Annotated in this window: 23 protein-coding genes; 4 read left to right on the forward strand and 19 right to left on the reverse strand. The window is 45.9% G+C overall.

The annotated features are described in order from the left end of the window. Positions 1 to 75 precede the first annotated feature (75 nt). From glmU to NL644_RS21380, 17 genes are all read right to left on the reverse strand, one after another. On the reverse strand, positions 76 to 1,437 hold the full coding sequence (gene glmU / locus NL644_RS21300) for a bifunctional UDP-N-acetylglucosamine diphosphorylase/glucosamine-1-phosphate N-acetyltransferase GlmU (RefSeq protein WP_005394079.1): 1,362 nt from the start codon (positions 1,435 to 1,437) through the stop codon (positions 76 to 78). Positions 1,438 to 1,586: 149 nt separating this feature from the next. Continuing rightward, entirely contained in the window at positions 1,587 to 2,009 is a 423-nt protein-coding gene (locus tag NL644_RS21305) for a F0F1 ATP synthase subunit epsilon (RefSeq protein WP_005378937.1), read from the reverse strand. Between the two features lie 18 nt (positions 2,010 to 2,027). Beyond that, positions 2,028 to 3,431 carry a F0F1 ATP synthase subunit beta gene (atpD, locus tag NL644_RS21310; RefSeq protein WP_005383849.1) on the reverse strand — a complete coding sequence of 468 codons (1,404 nt, stop codon included), beginning with the start codon at positions 3,429 to 3,431 and terminating at the stop codon, positions 2,028 to 2,030. Between the two features lie 35 nt (positions 3,432 to 3,466). After that, entirely contained in the window at positions 3,467 to 4,333 is an 867-nt protein-coding gene (gene atpG, locus NL644_RS21315; RefSeq protein ID WP_005394082.1) for a F0F1 ATP synthase subunit gamma, read from the reverse strand. Between the two features lie 44 nt (positions 4,334 to 4,377). Next, the gene (gene atpA / locus NL644_RS21320) at positions 4,378 to 5,919 is read right to left on the reverse strand and encodes a F0F1 ATP synthase subunit alpha (RefSeq protein WP_005394084.1); all 1,542 of its coding nucleotides are present in this window, start codon (positions 5,917 to 5,919) and stop codon (positions 4,378 to 4,380) included. A gap of 13 nt (positions 5,920 to 5,932) precedes the next feature. Continuing rightward, entirely contained in the window at positions 5,933 to 6,466 is a 534-nt protein-coding gene (gene atpH, locus NL644_RS21325) for a F0F1 ATP synthase subunit delta (RefSeq protein WP_005394085.1), read from the reverse strand. A 14-nt stretch (positions 6,467 to 6,480) separates the two neighbouring features. Beyond that, complete coding sequence (atpF, locus tag NL644_RS21330) at positions 6,481 to 6,951, reverse strand: F0F1 ATP synthase subunit B (protein WP_031780375.1); 471 nt, start codon at positions 6,949 to 6,951, stop codon at positions 6,481 to 6,483. A gap of 74 nt (positions 6,952 to 7,025) precedes the next feature. After that, the gene (gene atpE / locus NL644_RS21335) at positions 7,026 to 7,280 is read right to left on the reverse strand and encodes a F0F1 ATP synthase subunit C (protein WP_002540812.1); all 255 of its coding nucleotides are present in this window, start codon (positions 7,278 to 7,280) and stop codon (positions 7,026 to 7,028) included. Positions 7,281 to 7,337: 57 nt separating this feature from the next. Next, positions 7,338 to 8,150 (reverse strand): F0F1 ATP synthase subunit A, encoded by an 813-nt coding sequence (gene atpB / locus NL644_RS21340; RefSeq protein ID WP_005378922.1) that lies wholly within the window; start codon positions 8,148 to 8,150, stop codon positions 7,338 to 7,340. Positions 8,151 to 8,158: 8 nt separating this feature from the next. Next, on the reverse strand, positions 8,159 to 8,548 hold the full coding sequence (locus tag NL644_RS21345) for a F0F1 ATP synthase subunit I (protein WP_005378921.1): 390 nt from the start codon (positions 8,546 to 8,548) through the stop codon (positions 8,159 to 8,161). Between the two features lie 189 nt (positions 8,549 to 8,737). Beyond that, positions 8,738 to 9,619, reverse strand: a complete 882-nt coding sequence (locus NL644_RS21350; protein ID WP_164667034.1) for a ParB/RepB/Spo0J family partition protein — start codon at positions 9,617 to 9,619, stop codon at positions 8,738 to 8,740. 24 nt (positions 9,620 to 9,643) lie between these two features. Continuing rightward, positions 9,644 to 10,417, reverse strand: coding sequence for a ParA family protein (locus NL644_RS21355; RefSeq protein ID WP_005383838.1), 774 nt, complete (start codon positions 10,415 to 10,417; stop codon positions 9,644 to 9,646). Between the two features lie 10 nt (positions 10,418 to 10,427). Then, positions 10,428 to 11,063: a 16S rRNA (guanine(527)-N(7))-methyltransferase RsmG gene (rsmG, locus tag NL644_RS21360; RefSeq protein ID WP_005378902.1), complete on the reverse strand. Its 636-nt coding sequence runs from the start codon at positions 11,061 to 11,063 to the stop codon at positions 10,428 to 10,430. Between the two features lies 1 nt (position 11,064). After that, positions 11,065 to 12,960 (reverse strand): tRNA uridine-5-carboxymethylaminomethyl(34) synthesis enzyme MnmG, encoded by a 1,896-nt coding sequence (gene mnmG, locus NL644_RS21365; RefSeq protein WP_253658768.1) that lies wholly within the window; start codon positions 12,958 to 12,960, stop codon positions 11,065 to 11,067. A gap of 477 nt (positions 12,961 to 13,437) precedes the next feature. After that, entirely contained in the window at positions 13,438 to 13,872 is a 435-nt protein-coding gene (mioC, locus tag NL644_RS21370; RefSeq protein ID WP_114324059.1) for an FMN-binding protein MioC, read from the reverse strand. A gap of 265 nt (positions 13,873 to 14,137) precedes the next feature. Beyond that, positions 14,138 to 14,995, reverse strand: coding sequence for a hypothetical protein (locus NL644_RS21375; protein ID WP_213906211.1), 858 nt, complete (start codon positions 14,993 to 14,995; stop codon positions 14,138 to 14,140). Positions 14,996 to 15,197: 202 nt separating this feature from the next. Next, the gene (locus NL644_RS21380) at positions 15,198 to 15,581 is read right to left on the reverse strand and encodes a hypothetical protein (protein ID WP_025533981.1); all 384 of its coding nucleotides are present in this window, start codon (positions 15,579 to 15,581) and stop codon (positions 15,198 to 15,200) included. 93 nt (positions 15,582 to 15,674) lie between these two features. Here NL644_RS21380 and NL644_RS21385 point away from each other — a divergent pair, with 93 nt between their 5' ends. Beyond that, on the forward strand, positions 15,675 to 16,001 hold the full coding sequence (locus NL644_RS21385; RefSeq protein WP_079852334.1) for a helix-turn-helix domain-containing protein: 327 nt from the start codon (positions 15,675 to 15,677) through the stop codon (positions 15,999 to 16,001). A gap of 224 nt (positions 16,002 to 16,225) precedes the next feature. On the opposite strand, the gene NL644_RS21390 is transcribed toward NL644_RS21385, so the two are convergent. After that, positions 16,226 to 16,729: a hypothetical protein gene (locus NL644_RS21390; RefSeq protein ID WP_005491616.1), complete on the reverse strand. Its 504-nt coding sequence runs from the start codon at positions 16,727 to 16,729 to the stop codon at positions 16,226 to 16,228. After that, on the reverse strand, positions 16,722 to 17,255 hold the full coding sequence (mobI, locus tag NL644_RS21395) for a conjugative transfer protein MobI(A/C) (protein ID WP_100069985.1): 534 nt from the start codon (positions 17,253 to 17,255) through the stop codon (positions 16,722 to 16,724). The genes NL644_RS21390 and mobI overlap by 8 nt, the downstream gene beginning before the upstream one ends. A 649-nt stretch (positions 17,256 to 17,904) precedes the next feature. On the opposite strand from mobI, the gene dptF reads away from it, so the two are divergent. From dptF to dptH, 3 genes are read left to right on the forward strand one after another with little or no spacing between them, the layout of a single operon-like run. Then, entirely contained in the window at positions 17,905 to 19,503 is a 1,599-nt protein-coding gene (gene dptF, locus NL644_RS21400; protein WP_253658769.1) for a DNA phosphorothioation-dependent restriction protein DptF, read from the forward strand. Further along, positions 19,503 to 20,852, forward strand: coding sequence for a DNA phosphorothioation-dependent restriction protein DptG (gene dptG, locus NL644_RS21405; RefSeq protein ID WP_021454597.1), 1,350 nt, complete (start codon positions 19,503 to 19,505; stop codon positions 20,850 to 20,852). Before dptF ends, dptG begins: the two co-directional genes overlap by 1 nt. Further along, positions 20,833 to 25,881, forward strand: coding sequence for a DNA phosphorothioation-dependent restriction protein DptH (gene dptH, locus NL644_RS21410; protein WP_213906215.1), 5,049 nt, complete (start codon positions 20,833 to 20,835; stop codon positions 25,879 to 25,881). The genes dptG and dptH overlap by 20 nt, the downstream gene beginning before the upstream one ends. Positions 25,882 to 25,884 lie beyond the last annotated feature (3 nt).

The raw sequence follows: 25,884 nt of genomic DNA on the forward strand, positions 1-25,884 counted from the left end.
AGCCTTTAGCTAGAAACAACAAAGCCGCTCTTGTTGAGCGGCTTTGACAATATAGCGACAGAGCGCAGGTACTGCTTATTTCTGTTTTACAGGGCGTTGCCAGCCATTAATTTTGCGCTCTTTGACGCGAGTAATCACTAACTCGCCTTCTTCAACATCTTTTGTCAGCGTCGTGCCTGCACCGATGGTTGCGCCATCAGCGATAGTGACAGGCGCCACCAGCTGGCTATCAGAACCAACAAATACATCATTACCGATGATGGTTTTAAACTTGTTCGCACCATCGTAGTTACAAGTAATCGTACCGGCACCGATGTTCGTACGTTGACCGATTTCAGCATCACCAAGGTAAGTTAGATGGTTCGCTTTTGAGCCTTCTCCGATACGCGCATTTTTCACTTCTACGAAGTTACCCACATGGGAATCGTTACGCATCTCAGCACCAGGACGAAGGCGAGTAAATGGACCAACGGTACATTCTTCACCAACCGTTGCACCTTCAATCACACTGTAAGGGCGAACGATGGTGTTGTCGTCGATTTCACAATCTTTCAGTACACAACCCGCACCGATAACCACGTTATCACCGAGTGATACTTTACCTTCGATGATAACATTCACGTCAATTTCACAGTCCATACCGCACTGCAACTCACCACGCAAATCAAAGCGTGCTGGATCGCGTAGCATCACACCTTGCTCTAGTAGCTTCTGAGCTTGCATTGATTGGAAAGCACGCTCTAGACGAGCAAGCTGCGCGCGGTCGTTGACCCCTTCCACCTCAATGGCATTGACTGGGTGTACAGCTTCAACGGCACGACCTTCATCGTGTGCGGCTGCAATAACGTCAGTTAGGTAGTATTCGCCTTGCGCGTTGTTGTTGTTTAAGCCAGACAACCAACGCTTGAGATCCCCACCAGTCGCAACCATGACACCCGTGTTGATCTCTTTAATTTGTTTTTGTTCTTCCGTTGCATCTTTTTGCTCAACGATCGCAACAACAGGACCATTTTTACGAATAATACGACCATAACCTGTTGGGTTATCAAGCATCACTGTAAGCAGTGCAATACCACCAGTTGGTTGAGCATCCAACAAGTTCTCGATGGTTTCAGCTGAGATTAATGGCACATCACCATAAAGCACGAGAATTTTCTCATCGTCTTCGAAGCGAGGAGATGCTTGGTCAACTGCATGGCCAGTTCCCAACTGATCCGCTTGCAGCACCCAGTTTACTGGCTCTTCAGCAAGAGTGGTTTGCATTTGATCACCACCGTGACCAAATACTAAGTGAATATTTTGTGCACCAAGACCAGTACATGTATCAATCACATGTTTTGCCATTGGCTTCCCTGCCAAAGTGTGAAGCACTTTAGGCATGTTCGAATGCATACGGGTACCTTTACCCGCAGCAAGAATCACTGCACTGAATTTCATTGAGAACCTATTGACGTTTTATGTTAATTGGCCGTTATTTTAAACAGCTCTTTTAAAATAGTTAATGGAGTAAGGTAAATTTCCAACTAAAATTAATCAAAAAGGCGACCATTTGGCCGCCTTTTGTCATGCAACGTTGCTAATTGAGCTTAGCGACGCTTTTTTGTCAGCTCGATAACTCGTAGCTGAGCAATGGCTTTAGCCAGTTCACTGGCCGCTTGTGCGAAGTCCATGTCACCATGCTGATTCTGGATTTGCTCCTCAGCGCGGCGCTTGGCTTCTTCTGCCTTCGCTGCGTCTAGCTCTTCACCACGGATAGCGGTATCAGCCAGTACAGTCGCTGTACCAGGCTGAATCTCTACCATACCACCAGAAACATAAATGATTTCTTCGTGGCCGTGCTGTTTCACAATACGCACCATACCAGGCTTGATAGCGGTCAGCAGCGGTGTGTGACCATGGAAAATACCAAGTTCACCTTCGCTACCGGTCACCTGAAACGTTTCAACACGACCAGAGAAGATTTTCTTCTCAGCGCTTACTACGTCTAGGTGAAAGGTTATTGCTGCCATATCGCCTCCTAGTTAGCCTTATAGCTTCTTCGCATTCTCAATAGCATCGTCGATGCTACCGCAGTACATGAATGCCTGCTCAGGAATGTCGTCGTATTCACCAGCTAGTAGACCTTTAAAGCCACGTAGAGTCTCTTTTAGAGGTACGTAAATACCAGGGTCACCTGTAAATACTTCTGCTACGTGGTAAGGCTGAGTTAGGAAACGCTCAATCTTACGTGCACGAGATACAACTTGCTTATCTTCTTCAGATAGCTCGTCCATACCTAGGATAGCAATGATGTCTTTCAGCTCTTTGTAGCGCTGAAGTGTCTGCTGAACGCCACGAGCAACTTCGTAATGATCTTGACCAACTACTAGTGGATCAAGCATACGAGATGTTGAATCTAGTGGGTCGATCGCAGGGTATAGACCCATTGCAGCGATGTTACGGTTAAGTACAACCGTTGCATCCAAGTGCGCGAACGTGGTTGCTGGAGACGGGTCAGTCAAGTCATCCGCAGGTACGTATACCGCCTGTACAGACGTGATAGAACCTGATTTCGTTGACGTGATACGCTCCTGAAGTACCCCCATCTCTTCTGCAAGAGTTGGCTGGTAACCTACCGCAGAAGGCATACGACCTAGCAGTGCCGATACCTCTGTACCTGCAAGTGTGTAACGGTAGATGTTATCAATGAACAGTAGTACGTCACGACCTTCGTCACGGAAACGTTCTGCCATTGTTAGACCAGTCAGTGCAACACGTAGACGGTTACCTGGTGGCTCGTTCATCTGACCGTAAACCATTGCTACTTTAGATTCTTCAGGCTTCTCAACGTTTACAACGCCCGCTTCCTGCATCTCGTAGTAGAAATCGTTACCTTCACGAGTACGCTCACCAACACCCGCAAATACGGATAGACCTGAGTGCTGTAGTGCGATGTTGTTGATAAGTTCCATCATGTTAACGGTCTTACCTACACCAGCACCACCGAATAGACCGATTTTACCACCCTTAGCGAATGGACAAATTAGGTCGATTACTTTAACGCCCGTTTCTAGAAGTGCGATCTCGTTTGATTGTTCTTCGTAGCTTGGTGCGCTGCGGTGGATAGAGTAAACCTCTTCCGCGCCCACTTCACCACGCTCATCAATCGCGTCACCTAGGACGTTCATGATACGACCTAGAGTTTTAGTACCGACTGGTACTGAAATTGGAGCGCCAGTGTTAACCACTTCAACTCCACGACGTAAACCATCAGAGCTACCCATTACGATACAACGAACTACGCCACCGCCTAGCTGTTGTTGAACTTCAAGAACTAGACGCTCTTTTGAGTCCGTTACGTTTAGAGCGTCATATACACTAGGTACATTGCTCTGTGGGAACTCTACGTCGACTACCGCACCGATGATCTGTACGATCTTACCTGTAGCCATCGTTAATCCTCTAAACTATTTCGTTTTACCTAAGCTTAAACCGCAGCTGCACCACCAACGATTTCCGATAGTTCTTGTGTGATCGCAGCCTGACGGGCTTTGTTGTACACAAGTTCCAAATCGTCAATCAAGTTGGTTGCGTTATCCGTTGCAGCCTTCATCGCAATCATTCGAGCCGCTTGTTCACAAGCAAGGTTCTCAACCACACCTTGGTATACCTGAGACTCTACGTAACGCACTAGTAGCGTATCCAGTAGAGGTTTTGGCTCAGGCTCATAGATGTAGTCCCATGAGTGCTCACGCTGCATCTCTTCGCTGTCCGATTTAGGCAAAGGTAGCAATTGATCGATCGTTGGTTGCTGAACCATAGTATTCACAAATTTGTTGAACACTACGTATAGACGGTCCAGTTCACCTTCATCGTATTTCTTCAGCATTACGCCAACAGAACCGATTAGGTCTTCTAAGCTTGGGTTATCACCCAGGCCAGAAACCTGTGCCGCAACTTTTGCGCCACCATGTTTAAAGAAAGCTGTTGCTTTTGAGCCAACAACGGCAAGCTCAATCTCAGCACCTTTCTCTCTCCATGCTTGCATGTCTGTAACGGCTTTTTTGAACACGTTAATGTTCAAACCACCACACAGACCACGGTCTGTCGAAACGATGATGTAACCAACACGTTTAGCTTCACGCTCTTCTAGGTACGGATGACGGTACTCTAGGTTTGCGTTAGCCACATGACCGATCACTTTACGCATTGTTTCAGCGTATGGACGAGAAGCTTCCATTGCATCTTGAGAACGACGCATTTTTGAAGCTGCTACCATTTCCATCGCTTTCGTAATTTTCTGCGTGCTTTTAACACTACCGATTTTATTACGTATCTCTTTTGCGCCGGCCATCGTTACTCTCCGTTAGTTGGTGGCAGAAACTGCCACCGACCTAATTACCAAGTTTGGGTTGCTTTGAAGTCGTCAGTCAGTTTCTTCAACTGAGCTTCGATTTCATCGTTGTAAGCGCCAGACTTGTCGATCTCAGCTGCTAGTTCAGCGTATTGACCGCGAGCGTACGATAGTAGAGCCGCCTCGAAATCTAGAACTTTGTTAAGTTCTACATCATCAAGGTAACCGCGCTCTGCCGCGAAGATAGTTAGAGCTTGGTCAAATACAGACATTGGAGCGTACTGCTTCTGCTTCATTAGTTCTGTTACTTTTTGACCATGGTCTAGCTGTTTCTTCGTTGCTTCATCAAGGTCAGAAGAGAACTGAGCAAATGCTGCTAGTTCGCGGTATGCAGCTAGTGCTGTACGGATACCACCTGATAGTTTCTTGATGATTTTCGTCTGAGCTGAACCACCTACACGAGATACTGAGATACCTGGGTCAACCGCTGGACGAACACCGGCGTTGAATAGCTCAGTTTGTAGGAAGATCTGACCATCGGTAATCGAGATTACGTTAGTCGGTACGAATGCTGAAACGTCACCTGCTTGAGTTTCGATGATAGGAAGAGCAGTCAATGAACCAGTCTTACCTTTCACTTCACCGTTAGTGAAACGTTCTACGTACTCTTCGTTTACACGAGCTGCACGCTCTAGTAGACGCGAGTGTAAGTAGAATACGTCACCTGGGAATGCCTCACGGCCTGGTGGACGTTTAAGTAGTAGAGAGATCTGACGGTAAGCTACCGCTTGCTTAGATAGGTCATCGTAAACAATCAGAGCGTCTTCACCGCGATCGCGGAAGTATTCACCCATCGCACAACCTGCGTATGGCGCTAGGTATTGCAGCGCTGCAGATTCAGAAGCTGATGCAACTACAACGATCGTGTTTTGTAGTGCGCCGTGCTCTTCTAGTTTGCGAACTACGTTAGCGATAGTCGATGCTTTCTGACCAATTGCTACGTAGATAGAGAAAATACCAGAGTCTTTCTGGTTGATAATCGCGTCGATCGCCAGTGCTGTTTTACCAATCTGACGGTCACCGATAATAAGCTCACGCTGACCACGACCGATTGGGATCATTGAGTCAACTGACTTATAACCAGTTTGCACAGGTTGGTCTACCGATTTACGGTCGATTACACCTGGTGCGATCACTTCTACAGGCGAAGTCATTTTCGCTTCGATTGGACCTTTACCATCGATAGGCTCACCCAGCGTGTTTACTACGCGGCCTAGTAGTTCTGGACCAACTGGCACTTCAAGAATGCGGCCAGTACCTGTAACTTTCATGCCTTCCTTAAGGTCAGCATATGGGCCCATTACAACCGCACCAACCGAGTCACGCTCAAGGTTAAGTGCCAGTGCATAACGGCCACCCGGTAATTCAATCATTTCACCTTGCATCACGTCCGCTAGGCCGTGGATGCGGATGATACCATCGCTTACCGATACGATAGTACCCTCGTTGCGAGCTTCACTAACAACTTCGAAAGATTCGATGCGTTGTTTGATTAGATCGCTAATTTCCGTGGAATTAAGTTGCATGCTCCAATCCCCATTAAGACTGCAATGCATCGCTCAGGCGGTTCAAACGACCACGCGCTGAGTCATCGATGACTAGGTCTCCGGCTCGAATAATAACCCCACCAAGTAGGGTCTCATCTACACTGCAATTCAGCTTCACTTTGCGTTCAAGACGCTTTTCAAGTTTGCTGCCAATGTTTGCAAGTTGCTCATCAGAAAGTTCTGTTGCTGAAATGACTTCAACATCGATTTCTTTCTCATGCTCTTTCTTCAGAGTGTAAAACTCTGTGCAAACATCAGGAAGGGCCGCTAAACGACCATTCTCAGCCATCACCTTCAAAAGGTTTTGACCGTGCGTATCAACTTGTTCGCCGCAAACTGCAACAAAAATCTCTGCCATTTTATCAGCAGAAACCGAACCGGTTAGAAGTTCGTTCATTTGTTCGTTTTTGGCCACTTCAGCAGCAAAAGATAACATTTGGCCCCATTGGTCCAACTGGTCTTTCTCTAAAGCAAAGTCGAAGGCTGCTTTAGCATAGGGGCGTGCGATAGTAGTCAAATCAGACATATGCGCCCCCAGACTTAAAGTTTTGCAGTAATGTTGTCGAGAATATCTTTTTGCGCATCTTTATCGATAGAACGCTCAAGGATTTTCTCAGCACCAGCTACAGCCAGAGTAGCAACTTGTTTGCGCAGGTCATCGCGCGCACGATTGCGTTCAGCTTCAAGTTCTGCTTCTGCTTGCGCTAGGATTTTCTGGCGTTCTGCCTGAGCTTCCTCGCGAGCTTCATCAAGAATTTGAGACTTGCGCTTGTTCGCTTGTTCGATGATCTCAGTTGCTGTGCGCTTCGCTTCTTTCAATTGATCAGAAGCGTTGGCTTGTGCTAGATCCAAGTCTTTCGCAGCACGTTCTGCTGCTTGAAGGCCATCAGCAATTTTCTTCTGACGCTCTTCGATCGCTTTCATCAATGGTGGCCATACATACTTCATGCAGAACCACACAAATAGTGCAAACGAGATTGCTTGACCTAGCAGAGTTGCGTTTATGTTCACAACAGCTACCCCTCTATTTGGACTTAGTGTTAATCAGTGACAAGCGCTAATCGCTCGTCCCGAGTTAAAGGTGATTAACCTAGTTGACCAACGAATGGGTTTGCGAAAGTGAATAGTAGCGCGATTACGATACCGATCATTGGAACCGCATCAAGTAGACCCGCGATGATGAACATCTTAACTTGTAGCATAGGAGCCATTTCTGGTTGACGTGCAGCACCTTCTAGGAATTTACCACCTAGCAGTGCGAAACCAATCGCTGTACCAAGAGAAGCAAGACCGACGATAATACCTACGGCGATTGCAGAAAAGCTCAGTAAAGTTTCCATTACTATCTCCAATTTATAGTTGTTGGCTTAGTGCCCAAATAAAAAGCTTTAAAAAAATTAATGATCAGGATCTTCGTGTGCCATTGACAGGTAAACAATTGTCAACATCATGAATACGAAGGCTTGAATCGTAATAACCAAGATATGGAAGATTGCCCACGGTAGTGAACCCATCCATTGTAAGTACCATGGTAGCATTGCCGCACAAAGAATGAATACAACCTCACCCGCGAACATGTTACCGAATAGACGCATACCAAGTGATAGAGGTTTCGCCAATAGCGATACCACTTCAATCAGTAGGTTAAACGGAATCATAAGTGGGTGATTGAATGGATGTAGTGCAAGTTCTTTTGCGAATCCACCTAGACCTTTCACTTTGATGCTGTAGTAAATCATCAATGCAAAAACGCCTAGAGCCATAGCCATGGTGATATTCACATCAGCAGACGGTACAACCTTAAGGTAAGGGATACCTAGCCAATGTTCTGCTGGGTACGGTAAGAAGTCGATAGGAACTAAGTCCATCACGTTCATCAAAAATACCCAACAAAAGATAGTCAGTGCTAAAGGCGCGATCAGTGGGTTGCGTCCATGGAACGTGTCTTTGACGTTATCGGCGACAAATTCAACGATCATTTCTACAGCACACTGAAGCTTACCCGGTACACCCGCTGTTGTTCTCTTCGCTACTTTGTAAAAAATTCCGAGGAAGATTAAACCAGTAAACCAAGAAAAAAACAGGCTATCGATATGTACGTTCCAGAAACTTGTCTCCGACCCTACTAAACCCAACTTATACAGCGATAGGTTAGAAAGGTGGTGGGCAATGTAACCGGACGATGTTAGCGCTTCACCTGGCGCAGCCATAACTCATCCTATTTTTTGTTGTTAATGAATAGCACTGGTGCACAGATATTAATACCTAGTACCAGCAAATAGGTTAGTTTGAGGGGAACAAGTTCCACCTGCATATACATGTAGGCAACATAGAACAGTGCAACCGTGATGAGAATTTTCAGTACTTCACCCGTATAGAAGGAAGCCGCGATGCGCTTGGCAGCGCGAGCCCCACTAAACATGAAAGCACACAGCGCGAATACTGCATTGGCAACAACAAAAATGCCTCCGCCAATCAGCGCTGAAAATCCCCAGTCAGGATTTATGGCTACCGCCATTCCTGCTGCCACAAAAATAACCGCGCCAGACTGGATCATTAACAATTGCCTTGCGAGCTCTCGTCCTGGTCTAGCTAACGCAGCTACCATGTATTCGTACCTCTAGTAATATCCACTTCGCACTAAACTCTCTGTGCTGGGAAATTGGCGAAAATTATACGTTCAGTTCAACGTAAAGCAATTCGATTGCATCAAAAACTTACAGTTTTGTTTACAAAACGACAACTTTCGCACAAAATTCGATTAATTAGATTAATTGACCTAAATCAATTATCTCATCTAGGCCTCAAGCTTGGCAATTAGTTGGTCCAATTTGTGAGGCTCATCAATACTTATCGTCAATTTCGCTTTTCCGTTTGCAGAACGGGTCAGAGAAACTTTTGCATCAAGCAGCTGACTCAATTTATGCGACATTTGCTCAGCTTCGGTATCTTCTTGTTGCCCTTTTTGCTCATTTTGTGGGGCTAAGCACTTTTTTACTAACTGTTCGGTTTGGCGAACAGTCATTTGCTTTTTCGCGACTTGTTGAGCAACCTCAACCTGCTGTTCACCCTGCAAGGCCAATAGCGCTCGCGCATGACCCATTTCTAGCAATTTATCCGCAACCAAGCTTTTCACATCGGACTCAAGCTGGTTTAAACGTAACAAGTTACTGACCGTCGTTCTCGACTTACCAATCACTTCTGCGACTTGTTGATGCGTAAGCGTAAATTCGTCTTGTAAGCGCTCAAGCGCTTGTGCTTCTTCAATCACATTCAAGTCTTCACGTTGAATGTTCTCAATCAACGCCATGGCAATCGCCGCGCGATCTTCGACTTTCTTCACCAAACACGGCACGCGTTTTAAACCAGCCTGCCTTGCCGCACGCCAGCGGCGCTCACCAGCGATGATCTCAAACTGGCCGCTTTCAACCTGACGAACCACGATTGGCTGAATAATGCCTTGTGACTGAATCGAAGCCGCTAATTCTTCTAGCGCTTCAGGCGCCATATCTTTACGCGGTTGGTATACGCCCGGTTGCAATTGACCAATCGCTAAGTCGGTTAACTCACCGTCTGCCGATAATTCTTGGCTATGCGATGCAATATGCTGTTTTTCACGAGCAAACGAACTGGTCGACAATAACGCATCCAGTCCTTTTCCGAGACCACGCTTAGACATGGGATTGAATTCCTTAGGTTAGAGTTAAACTGGGATTTCTTCGCGGCGGAGCATTTCGCCCGCTAGAGCAAGATACGCTTTGGCACCTGCAGAGTACTTATCGTAGTACATCGCTGGTTTACCGTGACTTGGCGCTTCGGCCAAACGCACATTACGCGGAATGACGGTACGGTAAACTTTATTGCCAAAGTGTTTTTTAAGTTGATCGGACACTTCATTCGATAGGCGGTTGCGCGGGTCGTACATAGTACGCAGTAAACCTTCGATTTTGAGGTTTTCATTAACCACAGCCGCTAACTTGCTGATTGTGTCCATAAGAGCAGTTAAACCTTCTAACGCAAAGTATTCACATTGCATCGGCACCAGCACAGAATCAGCTGCCGCCATCGCATTGATTGTAAGAAGGTTTAGAGAAGGAGGACAATCAATAAAGATGAAATCATAGTTATCGCGAACTGACGACAATGCATTTTTTAAACGCACTTCGCGAGCGAACACTTCCATCAATTTGATCTCTGCCGCGGTTACGTCACCGTTCGCCGCGATCAAATCATACTTCCCTGTGGTTTGGGTACATACCACTTGATCGAACGGTGTATCTTCGACCAAAAGATCGTATGCGGTGGCATCGACCATATACTTATCCACGCCACTGGCCATCGTAGCATTGCCTTGCGGGTCGAGATCGATCACCAAAACCTTGCGCTTTGTTGCCGCCATCGAAGCCGCTAAGTTAATGCACGTTGTTGTTTTGCCGACCCCACCTTTCTGGTTGGCGATTGCTACAATTTTACCCACGATTACCTCGCTAATTTTCCTTGCGCGATAAGATTACTAGATGACGATCACCTTCCAACTCAGGAACAGCTAAAGATATGATCTCTGTCACACTGCACCATTCAGGAAGCTGATCCATTTCATCTTTAGGGTGCTGTCCTTTCAGCGCTAGAAACACCCCATGCTCTTGTTTCGGCAAATGGTGGCACCATTCCACCATGTCTGTCATTGAAGCAAAAGCTCGACTCAAAACGCCATCAAATTTTTCTTCAGGTTGGAATTCTTCGACGCGACTTTGAATTGGTGTCACGTTTTTCAGCCCTAATGTGTGCACGACCTGCTTGATAAAACGGATGCGTTTGCCAAGACTGTCGAGCAAGAAGAAGGTCTTCTCAGGGTTCATGATTGCCAAAGGTATGCCCGGTAAGCCCGGACCAGTACCAACATCAATAAAGCGCTCACCGGGCAGGTGTGCGCTCACCACGATGCTATCAAGAATATGTTTCACTAACATATCAAGCGGATCGCGCACCGACGTTAAGTTGTACGCTTTGTTCCACTTGTCGAGCAGTTCGACGTAACCGACCAATTGCTCTCTTTGTTGCTCTGACACTTCTAAATCGGTTTTCGCGATCAGTGAGTCCAGTTTTGTTCGCAATGCGCTCATTTTATTCTTCCTCACCTTTCTTCAGCAAACCATGCTTTTTCAAGTGAACAAGAAGAATAGAGATTGCTGCAGGCGTAATACCAGAAATGCGCGATGCAATACCGATGCTCTCTGGTTTGGCCTCACTCAATTTAGCAACGACTTCGTTTGATAAACCTTTTACATCGCGGTAATCCAAATCAGCAGGTAACTTGGTATTTTCGTGACGCAATGATTTTTCGATTTCTTCCTGCTGACGCTTGATGTAACCATCGTATTTTACTTGAATTTCAACTTGCTCAGCCGCTTGCTGATCTTCAAGTGCAGGAGCAAACGCTTCAAGTTGCGTCAGTTGCGAATAAATGATCTCTGGACGACGCAGAAGATCCTCACCACTCGCTTCACGTGCCATTGGGGTTTTCAGCAGCTTGTTCAGCTCATCAACGCCTTCTGATTTCGGATTCATCCACGTTGATTTCAAACGCTGACGTTCCGTTTCCATGTTATTGAGTTTCTCGTTAAAGCGAGCCCAACGAACATCGTCAATCAAGCCTAACTCGCGTGCTTTTTCCGTTAAACGTAAATCGGCGTTATCTTCACGTAGCAACAAGCGATATTCCGCACGAGAAGTGAACATGCGGTACGGTTCTTTGGTACCCATGGTCGATAAATCATCAATCAATACGCCCATGTAAGCTTGGTCACGACGTGGGCTCCAACCTTCTTTGTCTTGGCTGTACAAGCTTGCGTTTAGACCGGCCATCAAGCCTTGCGCTGCGGCTTCTTCGTAGCCAGTCGTACCATTAATCTGACCGGCAAAGAACAGACCATGAATAAACTTGGTTTCGTACGTTTGCTTCAAATCACGTGGATCGAAGAAATCGTACTCAATCGCATAACCAGGACGAACGATATGCGCATTTTCAAAGCCTTTCATTGAGCGAACGATTTGTACTTGCACATCAAATGGCAAGCTAGTCGAGATACCGTTAGGGTATAGCTCGTGCGTCGTTAAACCTTCTGGCTCAATGAAGATTTGGTGGCTATTTTTATCCGCAAAACGCATCACTTTGTCTTCAATCGACGGGCAGTAACGCGGACCAATGCCTTCAATCACACCCGCGTACATCGGACTGCGATCCAAGTTGCTACGGATCACGTCGTGCGTTTGCTCATTGGTGTGCGTAATAAAACATGGGATCTGACGCGGGTGTTGTTCGCGTTTACCCATGAATGAAAATACAGGGGTAGGGTTATCACCGTGCTGAGCTTCAAGCACTGAAAAATCAACAGTGCGAGCATCAATGCGCGGTGGGGTACCCGTTTTTAAACGATCCACACGGAATGGCAGCTCACGTAATCGATCCGCTAATGCGATCGACGGTGGATCCCCTGCACGTCCGCCTGAAGAGCTCTCCATGCCAATGTGGATCTTACCACCAAGGAACGTACCTACCGTTAGTACGACGGCTTTCGCATGGAAGCGAAGTCCCATTTGAGTCACCACGCCAACCGCGCGGTCTTGCTCAACAATCAGATCATCCACTGACTGCTGGAACAGCGTTAAGTTAGGTGCATTTTCTAATGCGTTACGGACGTACGCTTTGTACAGAGCACGATCCGCTTGAGCTCGAGTCGCTCGAACTGCAGGACCTTTGGAGGCATTTAGTGTACGGAATTGAATACCTGCATGGTCGATGGCTTCAGCCATCAAACCGCCCATAGCATCCACTTCTTTTACTAAGTGACCTTTACCAATACCACCAATCGCCGGGTTACAAGACATCTGGCCTAATGTATCGATGTTATGGGTAAGGAGAAGCGTTTTTTGTCCTGTGCGTGCAGATGCGAGCGCGGCTTCCGTTCCTGCGTGTCCGCCACCGACAACAATGACGTCAAAGTTTTCGTGATAAAGCATGAACTGACCTCAGGTATTCAAAGGGATTTAATGGACAGATAAAGGAGCAGTATTTTACCTGCTTTATGCCACAGAGAAAAACGTTTTCTCGTTTTATCCGTTTTAAGCTTCAAGATAAATATATATAAGATCTATATATATGATCTTTTATTAGATCTACTATTAGGATCGACCGTTTCTGTGGATAACCTAAAAATGATCAACAAGATCATGGATCTTCTTTGGATCATATCTTGTGATCATGATTGGATCAGATCGAGGATTACCTGGGATCAAAAGTGGTAGTTATACACAGGGGGTAAAATTGATCAAAGTTGTTATTGGGATAACTAAAGGAAAATCACTGGATCTTATCGTAGTTATCCACAGTTCGTTTGGTTGGTTTTTGAGCAGTTAAACAAAATAATTTGACGGGAGTTATTCACATTGGGGAAAACAGAGCCGAATTTCGACTCTGTTGAAGGGAAAGCGGGGAGCTTAAAAGCGTTCGATATTCTCTTTTAACCATGCCTCTGCGGCGTCTTCGGGTACAGCATGGCTCAGTACATCAATCTTGAGACAATCAGCGAGCGGTGTGGCACCAATGTCCTCTAGTAAATCATAAGCGTGTTGACCAGCGGCGCAGAACGTATCATAGCTTGAATCACCAATCGCAATCACTGCGAACTTTACGTCGGTCATTTTCGGCGGGGTATTTTGTAATGCCGCGATAAAAGGTTGAATATTATCAGGGTACTCACCAGCCCCATGGGTTGAGGTGATCACCAACCACGTTCCTTGATTTTCGATCTCATCAAGAGATGGCTGATTGTGGATCGTTGTTTCAAATCCATTCTCGTAGAGTAGATCACTCAGGTGATCCCCTACGTATTCTGCGCCACCTAGCGTGCTGCCTGTAATAATGTGGATCATACTTCTTCCTTATTGAATGCGACGGCTAAAGCTCATGGATGGCTTGCCGTACAAAAAGAAACGCGGTGTGAGTTAAGCTCAGCACCGCGCGTTCGATTATTTACTTACCGATACAGAAAGTGAAGTTTCCCATAATAGCTGGCCTCGCGCGACGTCTTGGGGACCGATTGGGGACCAAATTGCAATTTATGGTCAAATTCTTACTTCCCAAGATGACTTCCATCATAGATCAGGATGGGAAAAGTGGGAATGGTGGGAAACCGGATCAGCTTTCACTATCTTTCTCTTCAGAAACGACAAACAAGAGAGGTTTTCCACTCTCTAGCAGGTAAGGTGCGATGATCATTTCCTTACCAAAGTGAATCTTCCCTTTTGCTATATAAATGAAGATCCAATCGGGCAACTTATTACTAATAGCAGCATAAAGTGCATCAGAAGGGATGTCACTATTCTTGCCTGGCGAAATTCTAAATCTCTGGTAGTAGACGTGATGGTTGGATTCAAATGCAAAACTTTCCTGTCCATCGTTGACGAAAGATGGTGACATCGTTCTTCTCGGTTCGAAAACTTCTGCGGTGATATAGCATAGGTCCTGGTTTGTCATACCAGCTTGGTATTTTGGACATTGGTAGTCTGCACTATGGAAGTAGAACTCTATCTTTTGTTCTGAATTGCCATTCGTGCGCTCATAGTTAATAGATTGTTCTTGAAGCACGGTTTCGATGGCTGCGTTGAAGTGGTAGAGCAATTTTTGCTGTGCGTCTCGAGCGGATGTCGCTTCTTGTATAGGCATCCAAGCAATAATGCTGTTTCGTGAAGCGGTATCAGGTTGTTCCAGCAATGACGTTAGCAAACCAAGGCTTAGTCCTTCACTTAACTCAAGTCCCGCGCCTACTGAAGGCGTGAGCAACAATGTATTTCCTACGGCAGCTTTCGCGAGCTTAAATGCCTCAAAATCTTTTATTGGAATGACTTTGTCTTCTGTTTGGTAGAGCCCACCTGCATGAGCAATGTTATGAGCACGGCTATGGCTGTTGTCATATTGGATCGGAGTTGATGTAGAGGCGCATCCAGTGAGCAAAATGAGTAACGATAATAGAGTGGACCTAGCCTTCGGTTTCATGAGAAATTTCCTTTTCAAAACAATTTGATTTTGCAGTTATTTATCGGGTGATCACCAAATAGACACATTGTGGATAAGCAGGAGATATCTTTTGATCTTTAAACTCACCAGTTGTTGATCGGAGGCTTTGCTATGGATCGTGGATCATTTTGTTATTACGATCCTTCCCAGTGGGAGCGAAAGTGATCATCACCTACCCGTATCAATCAATCTTCCAGCCATAAGCTTCACCTGTCATGTCAAAGTGCCTGTTCTTCATCAACAAACCAGTGCTTGGGTTGATGCGTCGAGGCGCTCGCTTAACGTAAGACGAGTCATTGAGCGGAATGTTCTGTTGGTGCAAATGCCAGACATGAATGAAGAAATAGGTGAGGGCGGCGGCACTAGCGAATAGCCAGTTTATATAAAAGAGTACAAACCAAAATAACAACGCGATGTACTTATTTTTGTGGATAACATCCAGAGGCTTATGTAGCCAAATAACGCTTGGGAATACCATCAACATCACACCCCAGCTTTGATATACAGTCACTAACGCACCAAGACAAAAAACGCAAAATAGTGCGAACTTTTTTAGTGTTTTCATCTTAGTCTCCATCTTGTGCTTAGTTTTCCTAAGTATACAGGTATAATTAAAACTTAGAAAATCTAAGCATCGTAGGTTGATGATGATTCTCACTTGTCTAAAACAAACCCATTTCCACAGCGCCTTAAACAGGCAAGAAATCGCGTTGGTATCAGCCAGAGGGAGCTTGGTATCCGTTTGGGTATGGACCCAGGTTCAGCGAGTGGCCGTATGAATCATTATGAAAAAGGGCGTCATATGCCCGATATCGGTACGCTACAAAAGCTTGCTCAGGAGCTCGGTGTGCCTGTTGCGTATTTCTTTTCAGATTCCGACAGCTCAGCAGAACTGGCATGTTTGATTGAAAAGCTCAGTGAAACTAAAAAGCAGGCGCTTATTGAGCAGCTCAGGCTGGAGCTCGATAACATCGACCAGCAATAAAGTTATCGCTCTCGTCCGGAATACCAAAATACTCCACCGACTGCGGCGACTGTCAGTAATAAACCACCCAGCCAAATCCAAAGTTCCATAAAACCTCCATTATTTTTGTTTCTCTTTAGCTTAGTATTCCTAAGCCTCTACTTCCTTAATTTTACCATCTATTTTGAAAATGCAAGCCCAAGCGACAAAGCTCCACACCAAGCGATGTGGAGCAAGCAAATACATTAAGTGTTGTATTTCTTGGTGGCTTTAGTGAGTTCTTTAATGGCTTCGGTCAGTGTGCTTATACGGATGACACGTTGATCCAGCTTTTCTAACTCATCGAGCAAATGCAAATACAGCGGGATCTCCCAGGGCATTGCGTATGAAAAACGTCTCAATACACCGTTCGATACTTCTTTTTCTTCGAGCTCTTCGTCTGGGTAGCGATGAAGAATAAGGCGATACCATGTGATCTTTGGTAAGCCTTTTGATTTTTTGACTTTGAATTTGTAGCGTATTGGATATTTCACTTTGTACTCAGCTGTCAGAGCTTTGCACAGCTTTTCCAATCGAGCTTCAAGGTCTTTGGCCGCAACCATTAGTATCTTCGATTCATCGGCGACAAATAGAGGTAAATCTTTTATTAATTCTGGCTGTGGTGATTGTTCTGGCAGTGCAATATCAAAGTCTGACAGGTCTAGCTCTCCGTAATAGTTTGTGATGCCAACGGCAGGTTTTTTAGTCATGTTGCATCTCCATTTTTTTGAAGTGTTTATGTAGCTTGTGAAGTCGTTTTGTACAGGTTTGGGCCTTCTTCTTGATGGATAGGATTTCATGCCGCACTTCTCGTATAAGGGCGAAGGCATCTTCGGTGTACTCTATAAGGTCGGATTCCCATTCAGCGTTAGCTTTTGAAAAGCGGCTTGGTGGGTAGCGAAAGCCTTTTCCTTTGCGGATATGTGTCGAGCGAACACGGTGCTTTTTATTGTGTCGCTGCGCCATTTGATTCTCACTCATGTACCAGTTATGGTGCCATGCGGCCTCGAACGCGTTGTCACGGTTGCGGACTCGACAGGCGAAATGACCGGGGTTTGTGTCTTTATAAGAACGGTGGATTCGCCAGAAGTTGTTGGCGTAGCAACTTGCTAAAAACTCCAGCAAATAAGGCTCTTGATCAGTAAAATGCTCGACTTGTGCCAGAGCATTGAGTGATTGTGAAAGTGCTAGCTCGAAAGCTTGCTTCTCTTCGGTTGGTTTGCACTGCTGTGCCATTTTATGCCAGCGATAAGCTGCGCTGTTCTCATCTAACATCGTTACGTTACTCCTTGGTTTTGCTTGTTCGTCACCAATTACCGTAACCCAGACGTCCTTTAGCTATAACACGCGAAGTTGCCCATTTTGGGCGTTAGATATTTGCCCCATATCCCAGCAGCTAAAGCAGCAATAGAAGAGATTCCTTTCCTGGGAGCTGACCTGTTGCTTTCCAAATCTCTATCTTTGTGGGAGGTCGAAGCTAATAATCCATGACTGGTTAATGATGGTTGTTGGGATGCTGATACTCACAGTCCGGTATTTGTGGGATATGGCTTAAGATTTTTGTTTGTTCTGGGATTTGAGGAGTAGTAATCCAATTATTGTGGGATGTTGGAAGGATTTATTGTTGATGCTCCTGGCAACTTTCACATGTGAAAGCCCATGGGGCTGCACGTGGAGTGCTGTGAGCAAGAGTGCTTTTGGGTTGCTTTTCGGTAAGTAAAGATAAGTGGTACATGAAAAAATAGATTGAAAAGCTATCCTTAGATAGCATTTCATCGGCTTTTGTCCATTATCATGGCACTCTATATTCGTATTGAAATCACAGTAATACAGTGCATTTTTTAGTAATATGTAACCTATTGATTATTTGAAGGAATAATGACCGTTGAAATTTGCACAAGCTCTCAGCATTCTCTCAAAGTCTTCACCGTATGCGGTCAGTACTGAGAGAGAGCAGAATCAAGACCACCTTGCTGAATACAAGCGCTACATCTACATCAAGACAGATATAGAAGCGGATTTTAAGAAAGCTCTCTTATCGGCCAAGCCCAATCAAATCATCTTCCTATGCGGAAGTAGTGGTGATGGCAAATCCGAGATCTTGACGCAGTACAGCCAAAGAAACAAAGTGACTCATGACTTCCATTTGGATGCAACGCACAGCTTTAATCCGAGTCAGACTGCCATTCAAGCTCTCGATCAGCGTTTCTCCGAGTTCAAGAAAAGCAACAAACCACTCGTTGTGGGTATCAATGTGGGTATGTTGGGTAACTACGCAGAAGAAGGCTCTGAAGAACATAGCGACATCAAAAAGGTGGTTAGATACTTTCTCTCCCGCAAGCTTTCGAAAATTCCAGAGCAGTACGTGTTCTTGGATTTTGAAGACTATCCAAAATTCACCTTCGATGCAGAGGGTAGTGCATCAGACTTTGCTGAGCAGTTTCTGAAAAGACTGACTGCGCAGACGCTTGATAACCCGTTTTATGTGCTTTACGACAATGAGCGTAAATCTGGAGGACATAATCGCCTGACCGCTAATTATGCGCTGCTGAGTCGGCCAGCAGTTCAGGAATCCCTGATTGGATTACTACTCAAAGCTCGCCTTATCAAAGATCAGTTCCTCACGGCTCGAGCGTTACTGGATTTCACTTTCCAGTTGCTTGCAGCTGATGGCTACTTGTTCGACAACTTGTTTTCAGGCAGCGATAACGAGCTGCTATCCCGCATTCAGGGTTTTGACCCAAGTAATCTGCACACGCGTAAAGTCGATGAGTTTGTGCTTCAGCATGGGCTGGGCATTGAAGATGAGCGGTTCAGTGCATTTAGGTCAAAAATTAACGAGCTTGGTTTTTACGAGTTAACCGAAGCAACGTCTTTCCTTCGCCTTTTCTATTTGCTTCGGGGTGACAACGAGCTAAGCAATGAGTTTGTAACGCCTATCCAAAACGAGTTTACAAACAATCTGGTAGAAACCTATGCATCTGTTTGGATGTTACATCGTGATTTCGATGGTTCAGGAAAGATGCGTAAAGAGCTTGGTAGTTTCTATAAGGAAACCCTGATCTCAGCGCTTCACCGCTATTGCAACCGACATGCACCAACACTCGATAAAGACGAGTATTTAGTCTCTGAGCTTAATGGCTACAAAACGGCGGTGTCTCTTGAAGTTAAGCCAGATTTTTCAGCAATACAAAACAACGTACTCGAAAAAATAGGCACCTTCAATGCGTATTTGAAAGTCGGTGATAAGTCGCTTAAGCCAATGCCGATTAGTGTCAGGCTGCTAGAGCTGCTCGTGAAAATTGGTCAAGGGTACCGCCCTAACAAGCATGACAAAAATGCAGTGCTTTTACTTGATGAAGCACTGGAGCAGATGCTGACAGTCGCTAAGCAAAAAGAGACCTTGTTTATCCTGAAGGGTGATAAGCGCTACAAAATCGTGAAAGAAGAAAGTGACTATTTTGAAGTGAGTGGTATGCGCTAATGACGACCGATAATTTTACATTACCGATAAAGACTGGTTTGCCACAAACTGCTGCCGACAAGTTCCAAAACAAGAACATCTTGAACAGTTACATCCCCATTCGAACCAAAGGCAACGACTTTGATTGGTCTTCTGTTGTGGGGTTGGTGCTTCGCGGATTACTTCGTAAAAAAATCGAAAAGTATACCTACCTAGATTTCGCAGCGGATTGTAAAGCCAACTTACAAAGCAAACTGGGCGAGGAAGATTTTTGGGAAGTACTGGAAGATATGTATTTTGCCAACCGAGACATCTTCTCGGTAAGCCCAGAATTTTTGTTGTTTAAGAGTCAGAAAAGTGAGTGCAAAGCAGGCGATCTACGTGTGGCATCTCTCTTTATCAACCTGTTAAATGGTCGACAAATTGAGCAGTTTGATGCCAACTTGAACTTCATCGAACAAGAGCTGTTAGAAACCCTGCGTTCCAAAACCAAACCAGATACCGACAAATCACTACGTGCTTCGGAAGCGCCCTATTTGCCATACATGGCCGAGGCATTTAAACGTGATCTCGAATTTTTAACCACGTATCCCAAATACCTGCTGGATGAGTTTGAACAATTCTTGGCATTTTACGGGTTTGCTTACACGGCTCAGCTCAGTCTATCGCTATCTGATTGGAAAACCGGTGAAGCCCCCAAAGCAAAACCGCTCTATTTCATCATGGATCATGAACGCGCCAGCGGTGAGCGAATTCATGTGAAAAAGCACGGCTACAAGCTCTTTAGTGAGTCTTCTTTCAAGCTGTTTCCTGTCCTTTCTATGTTGGAAAACATCCAGCCCAATCCGGACGAAACGAAGAAGCCTTTATGGCAGCTGGCGAGAGATATCGAAAACTCGCAAAGAAGCGACCTGGCTGATCAAATTAAAAACTATGCGCTGATGTTCCGAGCCAACCGCAAACTGGACACTGATATTCCCAGGGACGCAGTAACGGCCATTGATTGGCTGGAATACGCGTTAAAGCTAGCAGAAGAGCAGTTCCGGGACCCGAAAACAGACCGACCAGCCATTATCAAAAAGTACATGACTGAGGTTGAGAAGAATATGGCCGCTGACTTTGTGCAAGCCCGCGGTCGCTCAGGCCGAGTGCTTGTCCTTACGCAGGACCATATTATTTTGCTGACCAACCTGGTGGTGGGCAAAGAAGAGAAGCTCCGCTTCCATGAGCTAGTTCTCGGCTTTCAGGATAGGGGAATATTTGTTGATAAGCAGACAGAGCAAGAGCTTATCAAGTTCTATGAACGAATTGGTAACGTTGAACGCATGAGTGATAGTGGAGATGCAGTGTATGTGCGCAAAACAATTTGAATCGTTTCTGGTTGAGCAGTTTTTACTGCATGCGGAAGGAAACATACGCGCAGGCTATCGCTACCAGTTTAACTCACCTGATCACGGTAACAGCCAGCGTTTGTTTGATGCGTTACTCCGTCGTAAGGACGGTGAGATTATAGTTAGTAACAAGGTGGCGTTGAGCTACGTGAGCGTCCAAGGCTGCAAAGTGGTTCCTGTGCTTCATGGCGAAGAAGACGGAGAAAGCGGGTTTACCGAGAACTATATTTCTCACCTGCGTGATGAAATCGCAAGCCAAGAAGGTGCTCTGAAGGGCTGTGCGCTGGTGGTCATTCACAACAGCCGCCTTGATACCCTTATCAACTCAGCGGAAGACTTGGGGCAGCCTGGGCAAGTTTGGAGCCCTGAGAACATCAAAGTCGCACTTAGCGGTTTTATTGAACAAACTGACAAATCCCGAGATGTATCACTTTGCCTGCTGGATGACCAGTTTGACGCGATCCTAGAAGATGGCGCTACCATGTTTGGCTTCGAATCGCTGTACAAAGCGGTCGAAGATGGCGAGCTTTGTTTTAGCGAACTCGGGATGTTCGATGATCCTTTTGTCGCGGAGCTATCTGGTAATCGAAAGCAGATCAAACAACGGCTGGAAGAGAACCGCGCGCTTTACCAAGAGTTGTCGTTTGAAGTCGAGCACTTTGGTCAGCAACTCGAAGAAAGACTGAAAGGCTTTAGCAGCAAGTTTATCAAAGAACATTTTTCTGACGATGGTTGGAAAGATGTGGAGTTTGAAACTTATCGAGAAGAGATCAAAAAGAACAAGATTCAGCACCTTAAGCATGAAGGTGAAGAAGAGACCAATGATGCGCAAGTAATTGGTCGCTACCCAAAAGAAACCAAAGCGGGCTTGCGTGACCGTCACCTGATCATTGCCCTCGAGGAAGGACAAAGTGAGTTTGAACTTAAACTGAGCTTTTCTGGCACCAGTGATTTAAGCAAAGAGCAGTTTAAAGTCTCGCCAGCGAATGCACTAGGCAAGCAAGAGATCATCAGTACGCGCCTAACCAGTAAAGGAGCAAACGCCACTCTAGCGGCCAGTTATGCCAATGAGCCTCTGTTTTTCACGCTAGCATTGAAGCGTGACAATACCTCTGAAAATCATAACTTCCGTTGCTTGGTCGTCAGAAAAGGCGAGTTTGACTTCGAGGCATTTAAAAACATTTTCGTCGTTGAGCCTTCGAAAAAACGCCTTACCTTGAAAACAGAAGATAACAGCCTGGTTATCAACCCTGCGCTAACTGTAAGCCGAAGCCTAGATGATGTTGGTGAAGTGGTTGACCGCGAAGAATTTGGTGTTGTCGATTTTGAATCTTTGGCTAACGAGTCAGAAGATATCGGTTTTGTGGTGAAATCAGGTGATAACACACTGGCATTTCGCATAGAGGGTGAGACGGTAGAAAGCAGCTTGTCCTTCCCACTGCTGCTTAACCAATCGCGCTTCCATAAGTTGTTTGATGATGACGTGTTTGGCGAGCTTTACCCGAGTAAAGATGTTGTCGCGATTGATAATAGCGAATTTCGCGTTATGGAGCCGCGCATTAGCTTACTTCGTTGGGAAGAACGTTTCGTTCAGCAAAAGCAAGTCTATCTGGCTGAATCCAACAGCATATCGTTGGAAGAGTTAAGGTCTATTGATGACAATCTCCACTCTGCATACCAAGCACTGTTTGACTATCTAGCAAGCCGAAGGACAACGATTTCGCTAGTGTCGTGGGGGCCTCAATTTACCGCACTCGTGAAAGCGACCGTGGATGCATTCCTTGATTATTTTAATGCGATCAAAGTTGGCGGTATGCTAACCAAAGAGCAAAAGTTTGTGATGCAAATCGGTTTGGTTCGCGAGAATGGCGAAGAATACTACTCGCCTTTTCACCCGCTGGTGCTGGCGTACTACTTAAACCTTTGCAATGAAATGCAAAAAGATGACAGCTTTGCTGACTTGCCAACAGTTACGTTCAATCGCTTGGGGCCAAGTGGATTGCTTCCGTATGTTTATCATCCAAAGCATGAGTTTGCCTACAACCAGCAAGTGACTGAAAACGGGTTTTGGGTAAAAAGCGTCCCTCACCAGAAAAGCTGTCTGAAGTTCGTTCGCAAGCTAGTTAAAGAGAAGATCAACGAGTTCCAGAAAGCGTTTCGCCACTTGTTTACCGGCTCAGAGAAGAGTGTGCTGGTGAATGCAGTCAATCAAGAGAGTGCAGAAGAGCTATTCCTCGGTTTGGTCGACTATGTAAAAGACAACCTGGATAAAGCGGCGTCAATCCATATCAACCTGTACGATGATGCCTTGGTTTTCAACGCCTTTGATCAGTTTGCAGAAACGTCGAACTACGAAGAGTTAAAGTCTTGGCTGGAGCTGGACCGCGGAAAAGTGCGTGAAAACGCCGACACCATTATCGACATTCTTCGTACCCGCCTTACTTACAGCAAGTTCACCAATGCCCATAGCGAACGCGAAGGGCAAGCTTACTCGCACCTGTCATTTTTCAGAAACAACGACAACGTGAAGTTAACGACCTTGAGCGTTGACGACATGCCGAGCGGTATTGCGTGTGATGGCCTGCTAACGGGCGACGCCTCCAAAAGTGATGAAGGATCGTACTTCACTGCATTTGGTTTGCAAAACGTTCAATACCGTAACCAACCGCACCTGGAAATGGCGAAGTATGTTGGTTCGTTAATGGAGCCAGCATTAAAGCCAAGCACGCAATACACGGGTGCCAATGCTCCCGCGCTTGCGGTCAATGAAGACTTTAAATCGCTGCTAGATCGCTCTTATGACAGCTCGATTTGGACCACCATCATCGACCCTAAGGTGACGCTGGACTTCTTCCACGCCAATCAAGATGTTGTGCTTATCCATTATTCCGATCAGTACACCAGCTCTGCCAGTTACGATGCCATTACGGTAACCGCACAGCGCGGATTGTTCGAAAGGGTGGTGGCGCAAAGTGGTGGTGGTCAAATCAACGAGTTCAATGCCTTTAACGGTGATTGGCTGCTGAAGATGATGACCTGCAACGACACCATTCGCAAAGAGCGCACTGGCATTATCGGTGCCTATAAGTTTGCGACCTGTCTTGTGCATAAATCTGATATCACCTGGGTGCCGCTATCTGTCGGTGAGATGATCCGCGTATCAGGCAACATCGGCCTGAAAATGACGGACAGTGATTTCTCACGCAATGTGCAGGGATATAAAAAAGGCGCGATTTCAGATGATGTATTGCTGGTGGGCTTTAAAGAGGGCAACCTTTATCTGCTTCCTGTCGAAGTGAAAGCTGGCTCCACGCCAGACTACAAAAAAGCAGTACAGCAAGCGAATGAGCTTCGCCGCTATCTAACAGAGCTTTTGAGCGACGAGACACTGGCGTCGAAGCTATACCGAGGCTTGTTTATCCGCCAGGTGTTGATGCAAATCGACAAATACCGTCTCTACAACGTATTCAGCAATGACTATTTCGAAGCCCTGCTTGCAGAGAAAGAAGAGTGGCTGCGCGGCAACTACACAATCGCAGAGCTTGAGAACTACCCGGCAGGTCTAGTGGTTAGCCATCTTGAAAGCGGAAGCTGCTTCGAGCCTGGCTACAACATGCAAGATGGCGTGTTGAAGGTTGACCTTCCGATATCTTTGCTGCCTTCACTGGTGCAACACCCGCTTCAAGTGCTAATGAATGAAAAGGACATCGCGCAGATCTGCCATGTGCCAGCGGAGTATATGTTGGTGGAGCAGACAGCGTTGAAAAAAGAAGAGTCACTCGTCCCATTAGACGTTATGGTCGACAAGCCAGAGAATTTAAAACCGAACCTCCAAACTGAGGTTCCGTCAAAGTTAGCTGCAGAGTCAACCCCAGATTATGCGAGCGAATGCCGAGTGGAGATTGGTCAGAATACACTTACCGGCGAAAAAGTGTTCTGGGAGTACGGGCATAAAGATCTAGCAAACCGCCACCTGATCATTTTTGGTAGCTCAGGGCAGGGTAAAACCTACTGTATCCAAGGTTTGTTAATGAGCTTGGCCGATGCTCAAATTCGATCGCTGGTGATTGATTATACAAACGGCTTCTTGCCGAATCACCTTGAGCCGGAGTTCATTGAAAGATTGAACCCTAAGTCTAACATCCTCTGTAATGAGCCATTCGGCATGTCGCCATTCAGAGCTCAAACTCAGGATTTTGGCGGGATTTTAATCGAAGAAAAGCCTCATACAGTAGCGGGACGCGTCGCCTCTGTGTTCAACAAGGTTTATTCAACAATTGGCGAGCGACAGATCGCAGTGCTTAATGAAGTGATTGAGTTTGGTGTCCAGCGGTATGGCAGTGCTTACAGCTTGCAGAACATGCTGGATGATTTAAACGAAGAAGAAACCGCAGGTCCCGCGCTAGCCAGTAAACTTGCACCTCTCGTTAAGTCCAATCTCTTCTCATCTGACAGTGATAAAAGTTGGAGTGAGGTGTTTGAGAGTAAAGAACATAGTTCAACAATCATGCAGCTCGCGTCGCTTAACCACGATATTTCAATGCTTTGTACTGAGTTTTTGCTTTGGGATCTATACTCCTACGCATGTAGTTACGGTAGTAAGGAAAACCCGCTACCTATCGTGTTAGATGAAGTGCAAAACCTTGATCATCGTCTTGAGAGCCCGTTAGGAAAAATGCTCACGGAAGGGCGCAAGTTTGGGGTATCTCTGATTCTGGCGACTCAAACGCTAAGTATGCTACGCAAAGATGAGCAAGATCGCTTGTTCCAAGCGTCTCACAAGCTGTTTTTTGCTCCAGCTAAAACAGAGACAAAGACGTACGCGAAAATTCTTGAACTGAGCATGCCAGGAACAAAGCAGGCTGAGTGGGAAAAGCAACTCGGGGACCTATCAAAAGGGCAATGTTTATCAGTTGGTTACCATTTGGACAAAGGGCAGCTGAAGATGAGTGTGAAGAAAGTGAAGGTTTCTTCCATGTCATCCCGCCAGAACCGCCCTGAAGCTTGAAAC

This window comes from Vibrio sp. Y10_XG_PY6 (assembly GCF_024181795.1).
Taxonomy (GTDB): domain Bacteria; phylum Pseudomonadota; class Gammaproteobacteria; order Enterobacterales; family Vibrionaceae; genus Vibrio; species Vibrio diabolicus.

What these genes read in the sequence shown, in the direction of transcription:
- atpB (WP_005378922.1), bottom strand. Translation starts at nt 8,150, where the DNA reads ATGGCTGCGCCAGGTGAAGCGCTAACATCGTCCGGTTACATTGCCCAC.
- NL644_RS21350 (WP_164667034.1), bottom strand. Translation starts at nt 9,619, where the DNA reads ATGTCTAAGCGTGGTCTCGGAAAAGGACTGGATGCGTTATTGTCGACC.
- NL644_RS21375 (WP_213906211.1), bottom strand. Translation starts at nt 14,995, where the DNA reads ATGAAACCGAAGGCTAGGTCCACTCTATTATCGTTACTCATTTTGCTC.
- glmU (WP_005394079.1), bottom strand. Translation starts at nt 1,437, where the DNA reads ATGAAATTCAGTGCAGTGATTCTTGCTGCGGGTAAAGGTACCCGTATG.
- atpH (WP_005394085.1), bottom strand. Translation starts at nt 6,466, where the DNA reads ATGTCTGATTTGACTACTATCGCACGCCCCTATGCTAAAGCAGCCTTC.
- NL644_RS21345 (WP_005378921.1), bottom strand. Translation starts at nt 8,548, where the DNA reads ATGGTAGCTGCGTTAGCTAGACCAGGACGAGAGCTCGCAAGGCAATTG.
- mioC (WP_114324059.1), bottom strand. Translation starts at nt 13,872, where the DNA reads ATGATCCACATTATTACAGGCAGCACGCTAGGTGGCGCAGAATACGTA.
- atpG (WP_005394082.1), bottom strand. Translation starts at nt 4,333, where the DNA reads ATGGCCGGCGCAAAAGAGATACGTAATAAAATCGGTAGTGTTAAAAGC.
- NL644_RS21390 (WP_005491616.1), bottom strand. Translation starts at nt 16,729, where the DNA reads ATGACTAAAAAACCTGCCGTTGGCATCACAAACTATTACGGAGAGCTA.
- mnmG (WP_253658768.1), bottom strand. Translation starts at nt 12,960, where the DNA reads ATGCTTTATCACGAAAACTTTGACGTCATTGTTGTCGGTGGCGGACAC.
- rsmG (WP_005378902.1), bottom strand. Translation starts at nt 11,063, where the DNA reads ATGAGCGCATTGCGAACAAAACTGGACTCACTGATCGCGAAAACCGAT.
- mobI (WP_100069985.1), bottom strand. Translation starts at nt 17,255, where the DNA reads ATGGCACAGCAGTGCAAACCAACCGAAGAGAAGCAAGCTTTCGAGCTA.
- NL644_RS21305 (WP_005378937.1), bottom strand. Translation starts at nt 2,009, where the DNA reads ATGGCAGCAATAACCTTTCACCTAGACGTAGTAAGCGCTGAGAAGAAA.
- atpA (WP_005394084.1), bottom strand. Translation starts at nt 5,919, where the DNA reads ATGCAACTTAATTCCACGGAAATTAGCGATCTAATCAAACAACGCATC.
- dptH (WP_213906215.1), top strand. Translation starts at nt 20,833, where the DNA reads ATGTGCGCAAAACAATTTGAATCGTTTCTGGTTGAGCAGTTTTTACTG.
- atpE (WP_002540812.1), bottom strand. Translation starts at nt 7,280, where the DNA reads ATGGAAACTTTACTGAGCTTTTCTGCAATCGCCGTAGGTATTATCGTC.
- dptG (WP_021454597.1), top strand. Translation starts at nt 19,503, where the DNA reads ATGACGACCGATAATTTTACATTACCGATAAAGACTGGTTTGCCACAA.
- atpD (WP_005383849.1), bottom strand. Translation starts at nt 3,431, where the DNA reads ATGGCTACAGGTAAGATCGTACAGATCATCGGTGCGGTAGTCGACGTA.
- NL644_RS21380 (WP_025533981.1), bottom strand. Translation starts at nt 15,581, where the DNA reads ATGAAAACACTAAAAAAGTTCGCACTATTTTGCGTTTTTTGTCTTGGT.